The organism is Pseudomonas brassicacearum (assembly GCF_000585995.1).
Classification (GTDB): domain Bacteria; phylum Pseudomonadota; class Gammaproteobacteria; order Pseudomonadales; family Pseudomonadaceae; genus Aquipseudomonas; species Aquipseudomonas brassicacearum_A.
The window spans coordinates 2,441,962-2,462,375 of the sequence record NZ_CP007410.1 but is presented as its reverse complement, the minus strand read 5'-3'; the positions used below and the strand labels follow the sequence as shown (position 1 = coordinate 2,462,375).

General features: G+C 59.7%; 17 protein-coding genes. 13 read left to right on the top strand and 4 right to left on the bottom strand.

Going from position 1 to position 20,414, the window contains the following annotated elements; translation table 11 throughout:
- Positions 1 to 21: 21 nt before the first annotated feature.
- Positions 22 to 2,427, bottom strand: coding sequence for a DNA translocase FtsK (locus CD58_RS10740; protein ID WP_025213003.1), 2,406 nt, complete (start codon positions 2,425 to 2,427; stop codon positions 22 to 24).
- Positions 2,428 to 2,861: 434 nt separating this feature from the next.
- On the opposite strand from CD58_RS10740, the gene aat reads away from it, so the two are divergent.
- The 3 genes from aat to infA all read left to right on the top strand — a co-directional run bounded on the left by aat (position 2,862) and on the right by infA (position 4,626).
- Positions 2,862 to 3,542, top strand: coding sequence for a leucyl/phenylalanyl-tRNA--protein transferase (aat, locus tag CD58_RS10735; protein WP_025213002.1), 681 nt, complete (start codon positions 2,862 to 2,864; stop codon positions 3,540 to 3,542).
- 57 nt (positions 3,543 to 3,599) lie between these two features.
- Positions 3,600 to 4,307 (top strand): arginyltransferase, encoded by a 708-nt coding sequence (locus tag CD58_RS10730; RefSeq protein ID WP_025213001.1) that lies wholly within the window; start codon positions 3,600 to 3,602, stop codon positions 4,305 to 4,307.
- A gap of 100 nt (positions 4,308 to 4,407) precedes the next feature.
- Positions 4,408 to 4,626 (top strand): translation initiation factor IF-1, encoded by a 219-nt coding sequence (gene infA, locus CD58_RS10725; RefSeq protein WP_002553999.1) that lies wholly within the window; start codon positions 4,408 to 4,410, stop codon positions 4,624 to 4,626.
- Positions 4,627 to 4,860: 234 nt separating this feature from the next.
- Here infA and clpA read toward each other — a convergent pair whose 3' ends face one another.
- Entirely contained in the window at positions 4,861 to 7,131 is a 2,271-nt protein-coding gene (clpA, locus tag CD58_RS10720) for an ATP-dependent Clp protease ATP-binding subunit ClpA (protein ID WP_024616766.1), read from the bottom strand.
- A 29-nt stretch (positions 7,132 to 7,160) separates the two neighbouring features.
- The gene (gene clpS, locus CD58_RS10715) at positions 7,161 to 7,523 is read right to left on the bottom strand and encodes an ATP-dependent Clp protease adapter ClpS (protein ID WP_015094394.1); all 363 of its coding nucleotides are present in this window, start codon (positions 7,521 to 7,523) and stop codon (positions 7,161 to 7,163) included.
- 226 nt (positions 7,524 to 7,749) lie between these two features.
- On the opposite strand from clpS, the gene CD58_RS10710 reads away from it, so the two are divergent.
- The gene (locus tag CD58_RS10710) at positions 7,750 to 8,019 is read left to right on the top strand and encodes a cold shock domain-containing protein (protein ID WP_025213000.1); all 270 of its coding nucleotides are present in this window, start codon (positions 7,750 to 7,752) and stop codon (positions 8,017 to 8,019) included.
- Between the two features lie 78 nt (positions 8,020 to 8,097).
- Here CD58_RS10710 and icd read toward each other — a convergent pair whose 3' ends face one another.
- On the bottom strand, positions 8,098 to 9,354 hold the full coding sequence (gene icd / locus CD58_RS10705) for an NADP-dependent isocitrate dehydrogenase (RefSeq protein ID WP_025212999.1): 1,257 nt from the start codon (positions 9,352 to 9,354) through the stop codon (positions 8,098 to 8,100).
- Between the two features lie 481 nt (positions 9,355 to 9,835).
- Between icd and CD58_RS10700 the strand changes: the two genes are divergently transcribed.
- From CD58_RS10700 to CD58_RS10660, 9 genes are all read left to right on the top strand, one after another.
- On the top strand, positions 9,836 to 12,061 hold the full coding sequence (locus CD58_RS10700; RefSeq protein WP_025212998.1) for an NADP-dependent isocitrate dehydrogenase: 2,226 nt from the start codon (positions 9,836 to 9,838) through the stop codon (positions 12,059 to 12,061).
- Positions 12,062 to 12,495: 434 nt separating this feature from the next.
- The gene (locus CD58_RS10695) at positions 12,496 to 13,377 is read left to right on the top strand and encodes a hypothetical protein (RefSeq protein WP_025212997.1); all 882 of its coding nucleotides are present in this window, start codon (positions 12,496 to 12,498) and stop codon (positions 13,375 to 13,377) included.
- A gap of 103 nt (positions 13,378 to 13,480) precedes the next feature.
- Positions 13,481 to 13,927, top strand: a complete 447-nt coding sequence (locus CD58_RS10690; RefSeq protein ID WP_025212996.1) for an NUDIX hydrolase — start codon at positions 13,481 to 13,483, stop codon at positions 13,925 to 13,927.
- A 59-nt stretch (positions 13,928 to 13,986) separates the two neighbouring features.
- The gene (gene mnmA / locus CD58_RS10685) at positions 13,987 to 15,111 is read left to right on the top strand and encodes a tRNA 2-thiouridine(34) synthase MnmA (protein ID WP_025212995.1); all 1,125 of its coding nucleotides are present in this window, start codon (positions 13,987 to 13,989) and stop codon (positions 15,109 to 15,111) included.
- Complete coding sequence (gene hflD, locus CD58_RS10680) at positions 15,108 to 15,731, top strand: high frequency lysogenization protein HflD (protein WP_025212994.1); 624 nt, start codon at positions 15,108 to 15,110, stop codon at positions 15,729 to 15,731. Before mnmA ends, hflD begins: the two co-directional genes overlap by 4 nt.
- A gap of 257 nt (positions 15,732 to 15,988) precedes the next feature.
- Positions 15,989 to 17,359, top strand: a complete 1,371-nt coding sequence (purB, locus tag CD58_RS10675) for an adenylosuccinate lyase (RefSeq protein ID WP_025212993.1) — start codon at positions 15,989 to 15,991, stop codon at positions 17,357 to 17,359.
- Positions 17,360 to 17,442: 83 nt separating this feature from the next.
- A complete protein-coding gene (locus CD58_RS10670) occupies positions 17,443 to 18,609 on the top strand; it encodes a cupin domain-containing protein (protein ID WP_025212992.1) in 1,167 nt (388 codons plus the stop codon).
- Entirely contained in the window at positions 18,602 to 19,027 is a 426-nt protein-coding gene (locus tag CD58_RS10665) for a GNAT family N-acetyltransferase (protein WP_025212991.1), read from the top strand. Before CD58_RS10670 ends, CD58_RS10665 begins: the two co-directional genes overlap by 8 nt.
- A 253-nt stretch (positions 19,028 to 19,280) precedes the next feature.
- On the top strand, positions 19,281 to 20,042 hold the full coding sequence (locus CD58_RS10660; protein WP_025212990.1) for a secretin N-terminal domain-containing protein: 762 nt from the start codon (positions 19,281 to 19,283) through the stop codon (positions 20,040 to 20,042).
- Positions 20,043 to 20,414: the final 372 nt, after the last annotated feature.

Genomic DNA, 20,414 nt, shown 5'->3' with positions numbered 1-20,414 from the left:
GTCGCCAGGCCGCCCGGGTCGTTAGTCGCGCATCGGGCCCGGCGCCAGTACTTCGCGCGAACCGTTGGTGTTCATCGCCGTCACTACACCGGCCATTTCCATGGCTTCGATCATGCGGGCGGCGCGGTTGTAGCCGATCTTCAGCTTGCGCTGAACGGCAGAAATCGAGGCCCGGCGGCTTTCCAGAACGAATTGCACCGCTTCGTCATAGAGCGCATCGGTTTCAGCATCGTCGTCACCACCGCCGCTGCTGCCCTCGAAACCGCTGCCGGCTTCTTCGACACCGTTGAGGATGTCGTCGTTGTACTCAGGGGCGCCGCGCAGTTTCCAGGCCTCCACCACGCGGTGCACTTCATCGTCGGAGACGAACGCACCGTGCACGCGAATCGGCAGGCTGGTGCCCGGCGGCATGTAGAGCATGTCACCGTGACCGAGCAACTGCTCGGCGCCACCCTGGTCGATGATGGTCCGCGAGTCGATCTTGCTCGACACCTGGAACGCCATGCGGGTCGGAATGTTGGCCTTGATCAGGCCGGTGATCACGTCCACCGACGGCCGCTGTGTCGCGAGAATCAAGTGGATACCGGCCGCACGGGCCTTCTGGGCGATACGGGCGATCAGCTCCTCGACCTTCTTGCCGACGATCATCATCATGTCGGCGAATTCGTCCACCACCACCACGATGGTCGGCAGCTTGTGCAGCAGCGGCGCTTCGTCGTGGATGTTTTCGCGGTGATACAGCGGGTCGCTCAGCGGCGTACCGGCCTCTTCGGCTTCCTTGACCTTGGCGTTGAAGCCCGAGAGGTTACGCACGCCCATCTTCGCCATCAGCTTGTAGCGGCGCTCCATCTCGGCAACGCTCCAGCGCAGGGCGTTGGCGGCGTCCTTCATGTCGGTGACCACCGGGCACAGCAGGTGCGGAATGCCCTCGTAGATCGACAGCTCGAGCATTTTCGGGTCGATCATGATCAGTTTGGCGTCTTCGGGACCCGACTTGAACAGGATCGACAGGATCATCGCGTTCACACCCACCGACTTACCGGAACCGGTGGTACCGGCCACCAGCAGGTGGGGCATTTTCGCCAGGTCGGTGATGACCGGCTTGCCGCCGATGTCGTGGCCCAGGGCCAGGGTGACCGGCGACTTGTGATTGTCATACTCCGGCGTCGACAGCACCTCGGAGAAGCGCACGATCTGCCGGTCTTCGTTGGGAATCTCGATACCCACGGTGGTCTTGCCGGGAATCACTTCCACCACCCGCACGCTGGTCACGGCCAGGGAACGCGCCAGGTCCTTGGCGAGGTTGGAGATGCGGCTGACCTTCACGCCGGCGGCCGGCTGGATTTCGTAGCGGGTGATGACCGGACCCGGGTGGATCGAATCCACCGAGACCTCGACACCGAACTCCTTGAGCTTGATCTCCAGCAGGTGACCAACGGCCGCCAGGGATTCGGGGGAATAGTTGAGCTGTTTCTTTTCCGCCGGGTCCAGGATCGAGATCGGCGGCAGGGTGCCTTCGACGGCGCTGTCGACGAACAGCGGCGCCTGTTTCTCTTTCTGCACCCGCTTGCTCTGCTCCGGCGGCTTGGCCGGGGCCATGGTGATGACCGGCGGCACCTGCTTCTCGCGCTCGGACATGTGCTTGCTCAACGCCTGCTCACGCTCGATCAGGCGTTCCTTGACCTTGGCCTGCTCGCGTTTGTCCGGCGTCGTCGGGGCCACCACGTCGTGGACCCGGTCGTCGACTTCCCGCAGTTGCGCCACCAGTTGCTTGCGCTCGGTGCGCGCCGCCCACCAGCGGTTCATGGCGCCCTGGATCAGCTCGATCAGGTCGAGGGTGATCTTGCCAGTGACGTCCATGACCTTGAACCACGACAGGTCGGTGAACACCGTCAGGCCGAACAGGAACAGGGCAATGAACAGCAGCGTGCTGCCCTGGATGTTCAGGGCGTTCCTGGCCAGGTCGCCGAGGCTTTCCCCCAGGGCGCCGCCCGCCCCGGCCGGCAGGCCAGTGGGCGCGTGGAAATGAATATGAGCCAGCGCGGCCCCCGACAACACCAGGAACACCAGGCCGATCAAGCGCCAGGAGAACAGCCAGCCGCTCCACAGCCATGGCTCGTGGCGCTGGCGGAAGATCTGGTAGGCCTTGATCGCCAGCAGCAGCGGGAAGATATAGGCGAAATAGCCCAGCACCATGAACAGGATGTCGGCACTGTAGGAACCGGCCGGACCGCCGAAATTCTGCACGTCTTCGATCTTGCTGTTATGGCTCCAGCCCGGATCGTCCTTGCCGTAGGTCAGCAAGGCCATCATCAGGAACAGGCACAAGGCACCGATGGCGATCAATGCACCTTCCTTGAGCCGGTAGTGCAATTGCTGGCGCCAGAGCGGAACGACTGTTTTGGGTGCTGCGGTGGATTTCTTCAAAACGCTTCTTTTCCTGCGCCAATGGCGCGTCCATCTGTTGAATGACTATAAAAAACTGCCCATGACGAGCAGGTAAAAAAGTGAATGTGCACAACCGGTACTACTTTTACCACTGTGACGTGCATCCAGAAAACCGCAGGTGCCGCCGAAGTTTTTGATCTTTAGCCCATCCTGCGTGCAAAACTCAAGCATTGTACGGGTTTGTCGGCCCCAAGGCATTGCCCGCACGCAGGGTGACAGCCTAGCCAGAAACGGCGGACACCCGCGCTAATTGGACCATGCATTCTCTTTTGTGACAAAGGCTTATGAGGTGTTTTTTATGAGCGAAGTGAAGCAGTATCTCAATGACATCCCCGCCGCTTGACGGGTAACCTCCAGTCGGGCTCTCGCTTGTGGGCGGGGCCCGCCCTCCCCTACTGCAAGCCGAATGAACGATGCTGACTTGGTTACAACGCAACACTTTCGATTTCCCGCCACTGGCAAAAGCCATGCGCGAACCCAACGGATTACTGGCCGCCGGTGGCGATCTGTCCGCCGATCGGTTGATCCAAGCCTATCGCCACGGCTGCTTCCCGTGGTTTTCCGAGGGCCAACCGATCCTGTGGTGGTCTCCGGACCCTCGCACCGTACTGTTTCCCGACGAACTGCATGTCTCCCGCAGCCTGGGCAAGCTATTGCGCAAGCAGCGCTATGAAGTGACCTTCGACACGGATTTTGCGGCGGTCATCAAGGCCTGCGCGGAGCCACGGGACTATGCCGACGGCACCTGGATCACCGACGCCATGCAAACCGCCTATCTGGACCTGCATCGGCGCGGCTTCGCCCACAGCGTGGAGGTCTGGGACCGAGGCCTGCTGGTGGGCGGCTTGTACGGCCTGGCCATGGGGCAGTTGTTTTTTGGCGAATCCATGTTCAGCCGTGCCGACAACGCGTCGAAATTCGGCTTCGCGACGCTGGTCCAACACCTCAAGGCGGCCGGTTTTGTACTGATCGACTGCCAGATGCCCACCGAACACCTGCATAGCCTGGGCGCGCGGTCGATTCCACGCGACGAATTCGCGGGCTATCTAAAGGCACATTTGGACCTACCCAACCATGCGACATGGGTTTGCTGAGCGACTTTCGCGCTCCTGGCTTACAATTAAATTCAAAGCTTATCCCGAGGGCCGATCATGACCGAGTTGGCGCGTTTGAAGTTCTATGCCACTCAGCCCCATTCCTGCAGTTACCTGCCCGAGGAGCAGGCCACGACGCTGTTCCTCGACCCTAGCCAGCCCATGGATGTGCATGTCTACGCAGACCTGTCGGAGATGGGCTTTCGGCGCAGCGGCGATCACCTCTACCGGCCCCATTGCCAGCATTGCAATGCGTGCGTTCCCGCGCGCATCCCTGTGGCCCAATTTATCCCCAATCGCCAGCAGAAACGCATTTTCAAACGCAATGCCGATCTTCAGGTCCGGCCGGCCAAGCCGCAGTTCAGCGAAGAGTATTTCGACCTGTACCAACGCTACATCGAGCAACGCCACGCCGATGGCGACATGTACCCACCCAGCCGCGATCAGTTTTCGACCTTCCTGGTGCGCGACCTGCCGTTTTCCCGCTTCTATGAATTCCGCCTCGAAGGACGACTGGTGGCCATTGCCGTCACGGACTTGCTGCCCAACGGGCTTTCAGCGGTGTACACCTTCTATGAGCCGAACGAAGAACGGCGCAGCCTGGGGCGCTTTGCCATCCTTTGGCAAATCAACGAAGCCCTGCGCCTGGGACTGGAAGCGGTGTACCTGGGCTACTGGATCAAAAACTGCAAAAAAATGAATTACAAAACCCAATATCGACCCATTGAACTGCTGATTAACCAGCGATGGGTTGTCCTGAGTTAGAACCCCTTGGCTTAAACCCCCTTTTTCGGGCACAATGCACGCCGCTTTTGCCTGGCGCAGTTGCACCGGGCCATTCACTGGATACCGAGGGCTTTACTGCATGTCGAAAGAAGACAGCTTCGAAATGGAAGGCACTGTCGTCGACACCCTGCCCAACACCATGTTTCGTGTGGAGTTGGAAAATGGGCACGTCGTAACCGCGCATATCTCCGGCAAGATGCGCAAGAACTACATTCGTATTCTTACCGGTGACAAAGTGCGCGTCGAGCTGACGCCCTATGACTTGAGCAAAGGGCGCATCACTTACCGCGCTCGCTAACAAGTCAATACAAAACGCCCGGCTGATGCCGGGCGTTTTTGTTTGTCCGCGATTTGATGATCGCCCCCGTCTTTCTTGTGGGAGCGAGCTTGCTCGCGATAGCAGAGGGTCAGCTTGCATTGATGCCGTGTGCCGCAGCCATCGCGAGCAAGCTCGCTTCCACAGGGATTGGCGGTGGCGCCAATAACAGCAAAAAGGCGCCTTCCGGCGCCTTTTGCTTTTTTCAGGTAACGATCAGGCCATTTCGGCCGTGGTTTCGAAGTCGAAGGTCAGTTCGCCGTCCTTGATGTCGATGTGAACCACACCGCCATGTTCGGCCAGTTCGCCAAAGAGGATTTCCTCGGCCAGCGGACGCTTGATCTTGTCCTGGATCAGGCGAGCCATTGGTCGGGCCCCCATCGTCACATCGTAACCACCCTCCGCCAGCCAGCTACGGGCCGCATCGGTGACTTCCAGCAGTACACGCTTGTCTTCGAGCTGCGCCTGAAGTTCGGTAAGGAACTTGTCCACCACGCTCTTGATGACCTCATGGCTGAGGCGACCAAACTGGATAATGGTGTCCAGGCGGTTGCGGAATTCAGGCGTGAAGCTCTTCTTGATCACTTCCATCGCATCGGACGAGTGGTCCTGATGGGTGAAACCGATCGAAGCGCGCGCCGCGGTTTCGGCACCGGCGTTCGTGGTCATGATGACGATCACGTTGCGGAAGTCCGCCTTGCGCCCGTTGTTATCGGTCAGCGTACCGTGGTCCATCACCTGCAGGAGCAGGTTGAAGACTTCCGGATGCGCCTTCTCGATTTCGTCGAGCAGCAATACGCAGTGCGGTTGCTTGGTGATGGCTTCGGTCAACAGGCCGCCCTGATCGAAACCGACATAGCCCGGAGGCGCACCGATCAGACGCGATACGGTGTGACGCTCCATGTACTCGGACATGTCGAAGCGGACCAGCTCGATCCCCATCGCCTTGGCCAGTTGCCGTGCCGCCTCGGTCTTGCCCACACCGGTAGGACCGGCGAACAGGAACGAACCGACAGGCTTGTCCGGCGACTTGAGACCGGCGCGAGACAGTTTGATGGCCGTCGACAGCGAATCGATGGCCGCATCCTGGCCGAACACCGTCAGCTTCAGGTCACGCTCCAGGTTACGCAGCAGCTCCTTGTCGGAACTGGTGACGTGCTTAGGCGGAATCCGTGCGATTTTCGCCACGATGTCCTCGACCTGAGGCACTTCGATGCGCTTGACGCGTTTCTCCACGGGTTGCAGGCGCTGATAGGCACCCGCTTCGTCGATGACATCGATGGCCTTGTCCGGCATGTGCCGGTCATTGATGTAGCGCGAGGCCAGCTCAGCCGCCGCGCGCAGGGCTTCATCGCTGTATTCGATGTTGTGGTGCAGCTCGAAACGCCCCTTCAGGCCGCGCAGGATGCCAATGGTGTCTTCCACCGAAGGCTCCGACACATCGACCTTCTGGAAACGCCGGGCCAGGGCACGGTCCTTCTCGAAGATCCCGCGAAATTCCTGGAACGTCGTCGAACCGATGCAGCGGATATCGCCCGAAGACAGCAGCGGCTTGAGCAGGTTCGAGGCATCCATGACGCCACCGGACGCAGCCCCGGCACCGATGATGGTGTGGATTTCATCGATGAACAGGATCGCCTGCGGACGTTTTTTCAGCTCGCCGAGCAACGCCTTGAAGCGCTTCTCGAAATCGCCGCGGTATTTGGTACCGGCCAGCAAGGCACCCAGGTCGAGGGAATACACCACGCTGTTGGCCAGCAGGTCCGGCACCTGGTTGTCGACGATGCGCTTGGCCAGGCCTTCGGCAATCGCGGTCTTGCCCACGCCTGCCTCGCCCACCAGCAACGGGTTGTTCTTGCGACGCCGGGCCAGGATCTGCGCAACGCGCTCGACCTCGGCCTCACGCCCGACCAGCGGATCAATGCGTCCCTGGCGAGCCAGCTCGTTCAGATTGCTGGCATAGGCGTCCAGTGGATTGCCCGAAGAAGAAGACTCACCGCCCTCGTCGTCCTGCATATCCTGCTCACCCTCGGAATGATCGCCATGCCCGGGCACCTTGGAGATGCCATGGGCGATGTAGTTGACGACATCGATGCGTGCAACGCTCTGCTGCTTGAGCAGGAAAACCGCCTGGCTTTCCTGTTCACTGAAGATCGCAACCAGCACGTTGGCGCCGGTGACTTCACGTTTGCCCGAGCTCTGTACATGAAAGACAGCACGCTGCAGGACACGCTGGAAGCCCAGGGTAGGCTGGGTTTCCCGATCCTCATCATGGACGGGGATCAGGGGCGTGGTGGAGTCGATGAACTCCTGCAAATCATGCTTGAGTTTATCGAGGTTTGCGCCGCAGGCACGCAAAACGGTGGCGGCAGCCTCGTTATCCAATAGGGCCAGCAACAAGTGCTCGACGGTCATGAATTCATGACGCTTCGAACGAGCCTCCTTGAAGGCAAGATTGAGGGTGACTTCGAGCTCGCGGTTTAACATAGCTTCACCTCATACCCAAGTGGTCGGCGTTAACCGTCCTTCTCGATTTCACAGAGTAGCGGATGCTGGCTTTCCCGGGCGTACTGGTTGACCTGCATTGCCTTCGTCTCGGCGATGTCGCGGGTAAACACTCCACATACTGCCCGTCCCTCTGTATGGACGGCCAGCATGACCTTGGTCGCCAGCTCGCGATTCAGGTTAAAAAACACCTCGAGCACTTCGACGACGAAATCCATCGGTGTGTAGTCATCGTTGAACAAAACCACCTTGTACATCGGTGGCGCCTGTAATGCGGGCTTTGCTTCCTGAACAGCAATGCCTGCGGAATCGTCGTCATGTAGATCCGGGCGATCCTGATTGAATGTTAGTCGAATCTGGCTGATTGCATGCATGGAAAGAAAGGTTCGTTTAGTTGGCGAATACAGTGATGGGGGCGCTTGCAGGCGATTTCAACCGCGACCACCCGGTCACCTTGACTATCGGGAAAACGGTGTTACAACCAATAGAGCCCATCGTGGGTTAAAAAGGTCCGTGGAATCGATCCTGTCTTCAAGATTAGCCTGCGGATGAACTGGATGATACTCCAGTGATGGAGTGTGTTGCAGAGGGATGTGGGTTATGTCGGTCGTCAAGATGAGTGGCAAGGTGAAATGGTTCAACAATACCAAGGGTTACGGTTTCATTATCGCGGCCGGCAGGGACGATGAAGACCTTTTCGCCCATTACTCGGCAATCAACATGGATGGCTATAAAACCCTGAAGGCCGGACAGCCTGTGAGATTTGAAGTCATCCAGGGACCCAAGGGCCTGCATGCCGTCAACATCGAGGTGGTCAGCATCGAAGACGCAACCTCCCCCGTCAGCGCCCAGGTCACCGAGACCCACTGACCGACGGTCAACCTTACGTAAAATAAAATGCCCGGCTCGATCACTCGAGCCGGGCATTGTTGCTGCGCGCCGATCCGCTTACATGTGCGAGATCAGTGCTTCGCCGAAGCCCGAGGACGACATCAGCGTGGCGCCTTCCATCAGGCGTTCGAAGTCATAGGTCACGGTCTTGGCCGAAATCGCGCCGTTGGTGCCCTTGATGATCAGGTCGGCCGCTTCGGTCCACCCCATGTGGCGCAGCATCATTTCAGCCGACAGGATCAACGACCCCGGGTTGACCTGATCCTTCCCAGCGTATTTAGGCGCGGTACCGTGGGTGGCTTCGAACATGGCCACGGTGTCGGACAGGTTGGCACCTGGCGCAATACCGATACCGCCGACTTCCGCCGCCAGGGCGTCGGAGAGGTAGTCGCCGTTGAGGTTCAGCGTCGCGATCACGTCATATTCGGCCGGACGCAGCAGGATCTGCTGGAGCATGGCGTCGGCAATAGCGTCCTTGACGATGACATTCTTGCCGGTCCGCGGGTTCTTGAATTGCATCCAAGGCCCGCCGTCGAGCAAGGTCGCACCGAATTCCTCGGCCGCCACTTCGTAGGCCCACTCCTTGAAGGCACCTTCGGTGAATTTCATGATGTTGCCTTTGTGCACGATGGTCAGCGAATCACGATCGTTGTCGACAACGTATTGCAAAGCCTTGCGAGCCAGGCGCTTGGTGCCCTGCTTGGAGACCGGCTTGACGCCAATGCCGCAGTCCTGGTCGAAACGGATCTTGGTCACACCCATTTCTTCTTTCAGGAACTTGATGACCTTGGTCGCCTCAGGCGAACCGGCCTTCCACTCGATACCGGCGTAGATGTCTTCGGAGTTCTCGCGAAAGATCGTCATGTCTACGTCGCCAGGCTTCTTGACCGGGCTCGGTACACCTTCGAACCAGCGTACCGGACGCAGGCATACATACAGATCAAGCTGCTGACGCAGGGCCACGTTCAACGAACGGATGCCACCACCGACCGGCGTGGTCAGCGGGCCCTTGATGGAAACCACGTAATCCTTGACCGCGTCCAGGGTTTCCTGGGGGAGCCAGGTGTCCTGGTCGTAAACCTGAGTCGCTTTCTCACCCGCATAGACTTCCATCCAGGAAATCTTGCGCTTGCCGCCATAGGCCTTCTGAACCGCAGCGTCCACAACCTTGATCATGACCGGACTGATATCGACGCCAATGCCGTCGCCTTCGATGAAGGGGATGATCGGGTTGTCGGGAACATTAAGAGAATGGTCTGCATTGACGGTGATTTTGTCACCGACGGCTGGAACCTGAATCTTTTGATACCCCATGCTGAACTCCATTGCTTGGATTGAACATCTGGCTGCGTTCGAGCGTACCCCACTTGAATCGGCACGCAAACCCTACGTTCGGCTCATGCGGCATAAAGCGTAGCAGTAGGTGCCGTACAAGGCCGAAGTTCAAGGGAAAAGCGCCAAACATGAGCATAGCCTGTCGCCCTGGCCCTGCGACGTTAAGACCAATGGACGTGTACGAAAGTCTATGAAGCATCGGCAGATTGCCAGCTACCTATGTATAATGCCGCCGCTGACCACAGGGTCACGCCGGTTGACGGCTCTATGACAGGGCTTTCGGCCAGTTAGAAGCCGGACCGTTACCGCGGCCCGACCGCTTGACGCTCGACTGATGCACCCAACATCACCGCGAAGAAACCTCGACATTCGGTTCACGGAAGACTTTGAACGAACGCGCTTACCCGGCGCCCCTCGAGTTTCTGCGCATGCTTTAGCAAAGAAGAGAGTTAATCCGAATATGCCCACCCGCTCGAAGATCATCTATACCTTCACCGACGAAGCGCCCGCCCTCGCCACCTATTCGCTGCTGCCGATTGTCGAAGCCTTTACCGCTTCGGCCGATATCGCCGTGGAAACCCGCGATATCTCCCTCGCAGGGCGCATCCTGGCCAGCTTCCCCGAGCAACTGGGTGACAAAGCCGTAGCCGACCACCTCGCCGAACTGGGCGACCTGGCCGTTACGCCTGAAGCCAACATCATCAAGCTGCCGAACATCAGCGCCTCGGTGCCGCAACTGCAGGCCGCGATCAAGGAATTGCAGGCCCAGGGCTACGCACTGCCGGACTACCCTGAGACCGTGACCAGCGAAGCCGATAAAGAAGCCAAGGCCCGTTACGACAAAATCAAGGGCAGCGCCGTTAACCCGGTCCTGCGCGAAGGCAACTCCGACCGCCGCGCACCGCTGTCGGTCAAGAACTACGCACGCAAGCACCCGCACAAAATGGGCGCCTGGGCCGCGGACTCCAAGTCCCACGTAGCCCACATGAGCACCGGCGATTTCTACGGCAGCGAGAAAGCCGCGCTGATCGACGCCGCGGGCAGCGTGAAAATCGAGCTGATCGCTCAGGATGGCACCGCCACCGTCCTGAAAGAAAAAACCACCGTACAAGCCGGTGAGATCCTCGACTGCGCCGTGATGAGCAAAAACGCCCTGCGCGACTTCATCGCTGCCGAAATCGAAGACGCCAAGCAAAAAGGCGTGCTGCTGTCGGTTCACCTCAAGGCCACCATGATGAAGGTCTCCGACCCGATCATGTTCGGCCAGATCGTCGCCGAGTTCTATAAAGAGGCCCTGGCCAAGCACGCACAAGTGCTCGAGCAGATCGGCTTCAACCTGAACAACGGCATCGGCGACCTGTACGCCCGCATCAAGGCCCTGCCGGCCGAGCAGCAGGCGCAGATCGAAGCCGACATCCAGGCGGTCTACGCGGCGCGTCCATCCCTGGCGATGGTCAACTCCGACAAAGGCATCACCAACCTGCACGTACCGAGCGACGTGATCGTCGACGCCTCGATGCCGGCCATGATCCGTGACTCCGGCAAAATGTGGGGCACCGATGGCCAGCTGCACGACACCAAGGCCGTGATCCCGGACCGCTGCTACGCCACCATCTACCAGGCGGTGATCGAAGACTGCAAGCAACACGGCGCCTTCGACCCGACCACCATGGGCAGCGTGCCGAACGTCGGCCTGATGGCCAAGAAAGCCGAAGAATACGGCTCCCACGACAAGACCTTCCAGATCAAGGCCAACGGCGTGGTCCGCGTTTCGGACAACACCGGTCGCACCTTGCTGGAGCAGAACGTCGAAGCTGGCGACATCTTCCGCATGTGCCAGACCAAGGACGCGCCGATCCAGGATTGGGTCAAGCTGGCCGTCAACCGTGCCCGCGCCAGCAGCACCCCGGCGATTTTCTGGCTGGATCCGATGCGCGCCCATGACGGCGTGGTGATCGAGAAGGTCCAGACTTACCTGAAGGACTACGACACCGCCGGCCTGGACATCCGCATCATGTCGCCGGTCGACGCGATGAAGTTCACCTTGGCCCGCACCCGCGAAGGCAAGGACACCATTTCGGTGACCGGCAACGTCCTGCGCGACTACCTGACCGACCTGTTCCCGATCATGGAACTGGGCACCAGCGCCAAGATGCTGTCCATCGTGCCGCTGATGAACGGCGGCGGCCTGTTCGAAACCGGCGCGGGTGGTTCGGCTCCCAAGCACGTCCAGCAACTGCTGGAAGAGAACTTCCTGCGCTGGGATTCCCTGGGCGAGTTCCTGGCCCTGGCCGCTTCCCTCGAACACCTGGGCGTGACCTACAACAACCCGAAGGCGCTGGTACTGGCCAAGACCCTGGATCAAGCCACTGGCGAGTTCCTGGACCGTAACAAATCGCCTTCGCGCAAAGTCGGCGGCATCGACAACCGCGGCAGCCACTTCTACCTGACCCTGTTCTGGGCCCAGGCACTGGCCGCTCAAAACGACGACGCAGCCCTCAAGGCTCAGTTCGCCTCCCTGGCCAAGACGCTGACCGACAACGAAGAAAAAATCGTTGCCGAACTCAACGCCGTCCAAGGCAAGCCAGTGGACATCGGCGGTTACTACTTCGCCAATCCGGAGCTGACCAGCAAGGCCATGCGCCCGAGCAACACCTTCAACGCGGCGATTGCTGCGCTGGTGTAAGGTTGCAAGGAAACACCACGAACCCCGGCCTTGTGCCGGGGTTTGTGTTTCCAGGCACACCTACTTCCTCCTGCGGGAGTAACTCCCCCCGACTTGACAGCACAAGCACCCGACCTAGGCTTAAAGCATCGTTCTAAGTACGCCCTCTTCACTGAAGGCGCATGAAGTAAACCAGGAGCGTTGAAAGCTTCGGCGTGCCCCCCTTTCAGCCTTTGTGGATGTGTGATGTCTCGGCAAGAGAACGAGAGAGTCAGACCAAGCGTTATTCTGAAACTGGAATTGCTTACAGCCGTACCGACCTCAAGTGGAGCGAAACCAGGTTGCTGAAATCGCTTACGTAGCGACAGCGATCTGCTGCACAAGGCTGGGTTTTCCTGGCGTCCCCCTACGCGCTGAAAACTCGCCACCTTACTCGCGCATATTGAGGACACATCATGAAAAAGAATACGGAAGTTACCGTACCCGCCCAAAAGCATTTCTCTGTTGGGAATTGGAGTTTCCTGAAGCTCTCAGTATCCCCTACGCTGTATCTCAGAGAGGGTGCTAACGAGCCGTTTGAATATGTCAAAGAAACTGAGTTCAGCTTTGGCGGCGGAAAGTTCTCCACGAATGTACACACCAATGAATATGGACAGCTCTATAGCTACGCCACTGCCTCTCATGAACTGGTGTTTAAAAACGCATCCACCGAATATAGGTTCAACGCAATAAAGTTCGGAAACCAAGTGACCTACTCAACTCGCTCACCCCGCGCCGCCGTCGAGACCTACCCTTGGATCTTTGATGATTTCATAGGCAGCATCGGACTTGTGGTCAATACCCCAGACACCCCCGCCAACGACAAAGTCGACAGGAGGTACATAGGATGCGACTTCCAAATCAACGATCAGGTCGTTCAATACTCTCCCGACACCCCAGTTCATCCCGCCCCTCAAACAAAGGTCTCAAAAGTCGTTTTTCCAGACACGGGTAAATTCTCTCTTTTAGCTAACGTCAATGTTTATTTCTCAGGCTGTGACGTATACCGAGAAGTTTCTCCTGGGCAAATATATAAGGTTGAACGACACGGCGAGGGCAATCCACGAGTAGATACCGACTTTTACCTCACACCGGATAAAAGCTATCCAGCCGGAATAACAACGCTGGTGATCAAAGATGGATTCTCGGACGCAACGGCGGTCATTGAATTCGATCACAACACCGTCGAAAAACAGGTCACCATGACAATCAAGTCATTTACAAGCACACTGTGCGACATCCGAGACTTCGTGTACCTCGAAATCCATTTTCCTAATGCAATATGCATTGCGCTTTAGGTGTCACTGACACAGCGCCTTCACGAGCAAGCCTGCCCCCACCTGTGCAAGCAGGCTCGCTCCCACACTTGACCGCGCTAAACCTTTGAATCGAGGAGACCTCATGGATTGGCAACCCCACATCACCGTCGCCACCATCGTCGAAGACAACGGCCGCTTCCTGATGGTGGAAGAATCCAAGGGCGGGCGCGCGGTGCTCAACCAGCCCGCCGGGCACCTGGACCCGGACGAAACGCTGATTGAAGCCGCCGTGCGCGAAACCCTGGAAGAAACCGGCTGGGACGTCGAACCCACCAGCGTGGTGGGCATTTACCTGTACACCGCCCCCAGCAACGGCGTGACCTACCAGCGGGTCTGTTTCGCTGCCAAGGCCTTGAACCATCACCCTGACTATCAACTGGACGACGGCATCCTCGGCGCCAAGTGGCTAAGCCGCGACGAACTGCTGGAACAGCGCGACCGCTGGCGCAGCGAGCTGATCATCCGCTGCATTGACGATTATCTGGCCGGCCATTGCCACAGTCTTGCGCTGATCCGCCCTTCTCTTTAGCCTTGCGCGCCCGGGCCTGATAGAATCGCGTCCTTTTTCAAGACACTCATTGAATTCCTATGCGTGATCCAGCCCCTTCTGACACACCCAAGAAACGCGTCATTGTCGGCATGTCCGGCGGCGTGGACTCTTCCGTTTCCGCCCTTCTGCTGATCGAGCAGGGTTACGAAGTGGAAGGCCTGTTCATGAAGAACTGGGAAGAAGACGACGGAACCGAATACTGCACCGCCATGGACGACCTCGCGGACGCCCAAGCCGTGTGCGACAAGATCGGCATCAAGCTGCACACCGCCAACTTTGCCGCCGAGTACTGGGACAACGTGTTCGAACACTTCCTGGCCGAATACAAGGCCGGTCGCACGCCGAACCCGGACATCCTTTGCAACCGCGAAATCAAGTTCAAGGCGTTCCTCGACTACGCCATGATGCTCGGCGCTGACCTGATCGCCACCGGTCACTATGTGCGCCGCCGCGACATCGATGGCCGCACCGAACTGCTCAAGGGCCTGGACCCGAACAAGGACCAGAGCTACTTCCTGCATGCCGTCGGCGGCGAGCAGATCGCCAAGACCCTGTTCCCGGTGGGCGAACTGGAAAAGCCCGAAGTGCGGGCGATTGCCGAGAAACACGCGCTCGCCACCGCCAAGAAGAAAGACTCCACCGGCATTTGCTTTATCGGCGAGCGCCGCTTCAGCGACTTCCTCAAGCAATACCTGCCGGCCCAGCCGGGCGAGATCAAGACCACCGAAGGCGAGGTCATCGGCCGCCACCATGGCCTGATGTACCACACCATCGGCCAGCGCCAGGGCCTGGGCATTGGCGGGCTCAAAGACGCCGGTGAAGAGCCATGGTACGTGCTGATCAAGGACCTGGAGCACAACGAGCTGATCGTCGGCCAGGGCAACGACCATCCATGGCTGTTTTCCCGCGCCCTGCTCGCCTCCGACATCTATTGGGTCAACCCGATCGACCTCAGCGAGCCACGCCGCCTGACGGCCAAGGTTCGCTATCGCCAGAGCGACCAGCCGTGCACCCTGGAAAAAACCGCCACGGGCTACCGAGCCATCTTCGATGATCCGCAGCGAGCGGTCACACCCGGCCAGTCCGTGGTGTTCTATGACGGCGAAATCTGCCTGGGTGGCGGCGTGATCGAAGTCGCAGAACCCTGGAGCAGCAAGGCATGACCCCGACCCAGGAGCAACTGACAGCATTGGGCGGCGTGTTTCTCGCCGCCGTGCTGGTGGATCGGATCGCCAAGACCGGCCAGGCCACCGAAGCGGGCCTGGCCTGCATGCTGGGCAGCCTGCTGGTTCGCGACCCCAAGGACACCCTCGAGGTCTACGGTGGCGACGACCTGAACCTGCGCGAAGGCTACCGTGCGCTGGTCGGCGCCCTGGAGCGCGACCCCAGCGCCCTGCAACGCGAACCGCTGCGCTACGCCCTGTCGATGCTGGGCCTTGAGCGTCAGTTGGCCAAGCGTGACGACCTGCTGGAAACCATCGGCAAACGCCTGCCGCAGATCCAATCCCAGGTCGAACACTTCGGCCCGTCCCACGAAAACGTTATTGCCGCTTGCGGCGCGCTGTACCAGGACACCCTGAGCACCCTGCGCCAGCGCATCCAGGTGCATGGCGACATGCGCAACCTGCAGCAACCGAGCAATGCCTCGAAGATCCGCGCCCTGTTGCTGGCTGGTATCCGCTCGGCACGGCTGTGGCGGCAACTGGGCGGCCATCGCTGGCAGTTGGTGGTCAGCCGGCGCAAATTGCTTAAAGAGCTTTACCCGTTGATGCGCAACGAATAAGTCGCATCAACCTGCTTTTTTGTGGCGAAGGAGCTTGCTCCCGCTGGGCTGCAACGCAGCCCCTTGTGTCCAGCTGATGCAACGGATTGCCAGGATTCAGGGCCGCTTCGCGCCCCAGCGGGAGCAAGCTCCCTCGCCACAAGTAATAAATAGTGTCTCGTTACGCGTAATACGCCGGTCAGTTGGCGACGGACCGGCGATGGTTTTCATGTATGATACGCGCCCCATTTCGTTGCCCGACTGTCCGAGAACACCCCATGCAGCTCTCTTCGCTCACTGCGGTTTCCCCTGTTGACGGCCGCTACGCCGGCAAAACCCAGGCCCTGCGCCCGATTTTCAGCGAGTACGGCCTGATCCGTGCCCGCGTCCTGGTTGAAGTGCGCTGGCTCCAGCGCCTGGCCGCCCACCCTGCCATCGGCGAAGTCCCGGCGTTTTCCGCCGAAGCCAACGCGGTGCTGAACGCCCTGGCCGAAAACTTCGTGCTGGAGCACGCCGAGCGCGTCAAAGAAATCGAGCGCACCACCAACCACGACGTCAAGGCCATCGAATACCTGCTCAAGGAGCAGGCGGCCAAGCTGCCGGAACTGGCCAACGTCAGCGAGTTCATCCACTTCGCCTGCACCAGCGAGGACATCAACAACCTGTCCCACGCCCTGATGCTGCGCGAAGGCCGTGATGAGGTGATGCTGCCGCTGATGCGCCAGACCGCCCAGGCCATCCGTGAGCTGGCGATCCGCTTCGCCGACGTCCCGATGCTGTCGCGCACCCACGGTCAACCGGCTTCGCCGACCACCCTGGGCAAGGAACTGGCAAACGTCGTGTACCGCCTGGAGCGCCAGATCGCGCAAGTCGCCGCCGTGCCGCTGCTGGGCAAGATCAACGGCGCCGTGGGCAACTACAACGCGCACCTGTCGGCCTATCCGGACATCGACTGGGAAGCCAATGCCCGCGCCTTCATCGAAGACGAGCTGGGCCTGAGCTTCAACCCGTACACCACCCAGATCGAGCCGCATGACTACATCGCCGAACTGTTCGATGCGATCGCGCGCTTCAACACCATCCTGATCGACTTCGACCGTGACATCTGGGGCTACATTTCCCTGGGTTATTTCAAGCAGCGCACCATCGCCGGCGAAATCGGTTCCTCGACCATGCCGCACAAGGTCAACCCGATCGACTTCGAAAACTCCGAAGGCAACCTGGGCATCGCCAACGCGCTGTTCCAGCACCTGGCGAGCAAACTGCCGATCTCCCGCTGGCAGCGCGACCTGACCGACTCCACCGTGCTGCGCAACCTGGGCGTGGGTTTTGCCCACAGCGTCATCGCCTACGAAGCCAGCCTCAAGGGCATCAGCAAGCTGGAACTGAACGAGCAGAAAATCGCCGCCGACCTGGACGCTTGCTGGGAAGTCCTGGCCGAGCCGATCCAGACCGTGATGCGTCGCTACAACATCGAAAACCCGTACGAAAAACTGAAAGAACTGACCCGTGGCAAGGGCATCAGCCCTGAAGCGTTGCAGACTTTCATCGATGGCCTGGACATGCCTGCCCAAGCCCGCGCCGAGTTGAAAAAGCTCACGCCGGCCAACTACATCGGCAACGCGGCGGCACAAGCCAAGCGCATCTGATCCACCGTTTTGCCCTGAGACGCCCGGCCGCGCCGGGCGTTTTTATTCGCGTCTGAAAAGTAATTTTTTTCAATAGGTTACACATGAATCCTGATATTCCTCTGCAACTCCTCGGCGGCATCACGGCACGGGAGTTCCTGCGCGACTACTGGCAGAAAAAACCGTTGCTGATCCGTCAGGCGATCCCTGATTTCGAAAGCCCTCTCGACGCCGATGAACTGGCCGGCCTGGCGCTGGAAGAAGAAGTCGAATCGCGCCTGGTGATCGAGCACGGCGAGACCCCTTGGGAAATGCGTCGCGGCCCGTTCGCCGAAGACGAATTCAGCAAACTGCCGGAACGCGAATGGACCCTGCTGGTGCAGGCCGTCGACCAGTTCGTACCCGAGGTTGGCGAACTGCTGGAACACTTCCGCTTCCTGCCAAGCTGGCGCATCGACGATGTGATGATCAGCTTCGCCGCTCCGGGTGGCAGCGTCGGTCCGCATTTCGATAACTATGACGTGTTCCTGCTGCAGGGCCATGGCAAGCGCAACTGGAAAATCGGCCAGATGTGCGACTCCCAGAGCCCGCTGCTCGAGCATGCCGATCTGCGCATCCTCGCCGACTTCGAGACCACCGACGAGTGGATCCTGGAACCGGGCGACATGCTTTACCTGCCACCGCGCCTGGCCCACTGCGGCGTCGCCGTGGATGACTGCATGACTTACTCGGTGGGCTTCCGTGCACCGAGCGCGGCCGAAGTGCTGACCCACTTCACCGACTTCCTCAGCCAGTTCCTGCCGGACGAAGAACGCTACACCGACGCCGACGCGCGCCCGGTTGCCGACCCGCACCAGATCCAGCACGACGCCCTCGACCGTCTCAAGGGCCTGCTGGCCGAGCACATGAGCGACGAGCGCTTGCTGCTGACCTGGTTCGGCCAGTTCATGACCGAGCCGCGTTACCCGGAACTGGTGGTAGGTCCGGAAATGGAAGATGACGAGCTGTTGGCCGGCCTGGAGCAAGGCGCGGTGATCATCCGCAACCCAAGCGCCCGCCTGGCCTGGTCGGAAGTCGACGACGACCTGCTGCTGTTCGCCAGCGGCCAGAGCCGTTATCTGCCGGGCAAGCTGCGCGAACTGCTGAAAATGATCTGCGCCGCCGACGCCCTGCACAGCGAAAACCTCGGCCCGTGGCTGGCCGACGAAGATGGTCGCAGCCTGATCTGCGAGCTGGTCAAGCAAGGCAGCCTGGGGTTCGCCGATGAATAAAATCCACGTTCGTGTCGCAGACTGGCAAAAGGATAACGCCGAGATCCGGCGCATTCGTGAGACCGTGTTCATTGCCGAACAATCCGTGCCGCCCGAGTTGGAATGGGACGCCGATGACCAAGGCGCCGTGCACTTCCTGGCGTTTGAAGGCGACTTTCCCATCGGCACCGCTCGCCTGCTGACCGACGGCCATGTCGGCCGTGTCTCGGTCCTCAAGGACTGGCGTGGCCTGAAGGTCGGCGATGCGCTGATGCATGCGGTGATCGCCGAAGCCGAGAAGCGTGGGCTCAAGCAACAGATGCTCAGCGCCCAGGTGCATGCCACGCCGTTCTATGAGCGGCTGGGTTTTGCAGTGGTCAGCGAGGAGTTCCTGGAAGCCGGGATTCCCCATGTGGACATGGTGCGGCATTCGGCCTGAACCCCGCTTGCCAGAGAGATGATGGCCTTTGTGGCGAGGGAGCTTGCTCCCGCTGGGCTGCGCAGCAGCCCTGTTTTTTAGGGCCGCTTCGCGACCAGCGGGAGCAAGCTCCCTCGCCACAAGGGCATCACACAACACCCAAAACGCCCCGCCATCCCCGATGCCGGGGCGTTTTGCCGTCTACCATTCAACTTACCCCACCCGGGGCCGACAAACTGGCAATATCAAGCCTTTGTCTCGCGGAGAAATGGACATGCCTCTACGCACCTTCCTGGCCACCCTGCTACTTGGCTGCAGCCTGTCGGTCATGGCCGCCACGGAGATTGTGCCGCTGAACTACCGTACCAGCGCCGACCTGCTGCCGGTGGCGCAGAATTTCATTGGCAAGGACGGCCAGGTCAGCGCCTACGGCAACCAACTGATCGTCAACGCCGAGCCCGGCAAAATCGAAGAACTCCGGCAATTCCTCGCCCAATTGGACACCGCCCCCAAGCGCTTGCTGATCACCGTCGATACCAATGAAAACAACCTGCAGGGCGACCAGGGTTACTCCATCAACGGCGCCGCCCCCAGCCAGACCCGCATCATCAACCGCAGCACCGCCAGCCGTGAAGGCGGTGTGCAGCAGGTGCAAGCCAGCGAAGGCCAGCCGGCATTGATCCAGGTGGGCCAGAGCGTGCCCTTCACCAGCAACCAGACCGACAGCTACGGCCGCATGCAGAGCCAGACCGAATACCGCAACGTCACCCAGGGTTTTTATGTCACGGCCAGCGTCACCGGCGAGACCGTTCATCTGAGTATCAGCACCAATCGTGACCGCATGAGCCAGGAACGTCCCGATGTAGTGAACGTTCAGAGTACCGACACAAGCGTCAGTGGCCGCCTGGGTGAATGGATCACCCTGGCCGGCGTGAATCGTCAGAATCAGGCCGACAAACAAGGCCTGACCCGCAGCTACTCAACCCAGGGCCGCGACGACATGATTTTGCGGGTCAAGGTCGACACCCTGAACTGAAGCACCAAAAACTGACTGATGAGTCGTATTAGACCAAAGATGTAGTGCTCGAAAAAAAGCACTACAAAACGTTTGACGAGGCAAAAAACCGAAGGCATGATGGCCTCGCTCCCGCTAATCAGGGGCCCTGGCAAGGGCCTTCGGGTCGACGCTTGCAACTACCCTGCGAGCCGATTCGTGTCTGTACCGCCCACAAGGTGTGTTTGACGAGGTTGCGACTGGAACGAAGTTGTCCCGAGGGACGGAAGCGTAACTAGGTAACCCGGCATCACTCTGAGTTCGTACTAAGGCCCACGACGCCCGAATGCGCCCGCAGTTCGCCTCTACCTGCTCACTTTCCCCTCGAGCCATCGTTCATCCCATCGCCTCCCC

Coding starts and splice junctions, on each gene's coding strand:
- aat (WP_025213002.1), top strand. CDS start 2,862: ATGCTGACTTGGTTACAACGCAACACTTTCGATTTCCCGCCACTGGCA.
- CD58_RS10730 (WP_025213001.1), top strand. CDS start 3,600: ATGACCGAGTTGGCGCGTTTGAAGTTCTATGCCACTCAGCCCCATTCC.
- infA (WP_002553999.1), top strand. CDS start 4,408: ATGTCGAAAGAAGACAGCTTCGAAATGGAAGGCACTGTCGTCGACACC.
- clpA (WP_024616766.1), bottom strand. CDS start 7,131: ATGTTAAACCGCGAGCTCGAAGTCACCCTCAATCTTGCCTTCAAGGAG.
- clpS (WP_015094394.1), bottom strand. CDS start 7,523: ATGCATGCAATCAGCCAGATTCGACTAACATTCAATCAGGATCGCCCG.
- CD58_RS10710 (WP_025213000.1), top strand. CDS start 7,750: ATGTCGGTCGTCAAGATGAGTGGCAAGGTGAAATGGTTCAACAATACC.
- icd (WP_025212999.1), bottom strand. CDS start 9,354: ATGGGGTATCAAAAGATTCAGGTTCCAGCCGTCGGTGACAAAATCACC.
- CD58_RS10700 (WP_025212998.1), top strand. CDS start 9,836: ATGCCCACCCGCTCGAAGATCATCTATACCTTCACCGACGAAGCGCCC.
- CD58_RS10695 (WP_025212997.1), top strand. CDS start 12,496: ATGAAAAAGAATACGGAAGTTACCGTACCCGCCCAAAAGCATTTCTCT.
- CD58_RS10690 (WP_025212996.1), top strand. CDS start 13,481: ATGGATTGGCAACCCCACATCACCGTCGCCACCATCGTCGAAGACAAC.
- mnmA (WP_025212995.1), top strand. CDS start 13,987: ATGCGTGATCCAGCCCCTTCTGACACACCCAAGAAACGCGTCATTGTC.
- hflD (WP_025212994.1), top strand. CDS start 15,108: ATGACCCCGACCCAGGAGCAACTGACAGCATTGGGCGGCGTGTTTCTC.
- purB (WP_025212993.1), top strand. CDS start 15,989: ATGCAGCTCTCTTCGCTCACTGCGGTTTCCCCTGTTGACGGCCGCTAC.
- CD58_RS10670 (WP_025212992.1), top strand. CDS start 17,443: ATGAATCCTGATATTCCTCTGCAACTCCTCGGCGGCATCACGGCACGG.
- CD58_RS10665 (WP_025212991.1), top strand. CDS start 18,602: ATGAATAAAATCCACGTTCGTGTCGCAGACTGGCAAAAGGATAACGCC.
- CD58_RS10660 (WP_025212990.1), top strand. CDS start 19,281: ATGCCTCTACGCACCTTCCTGGCCACCCTGCTACTTGGCTGCAGCCTG.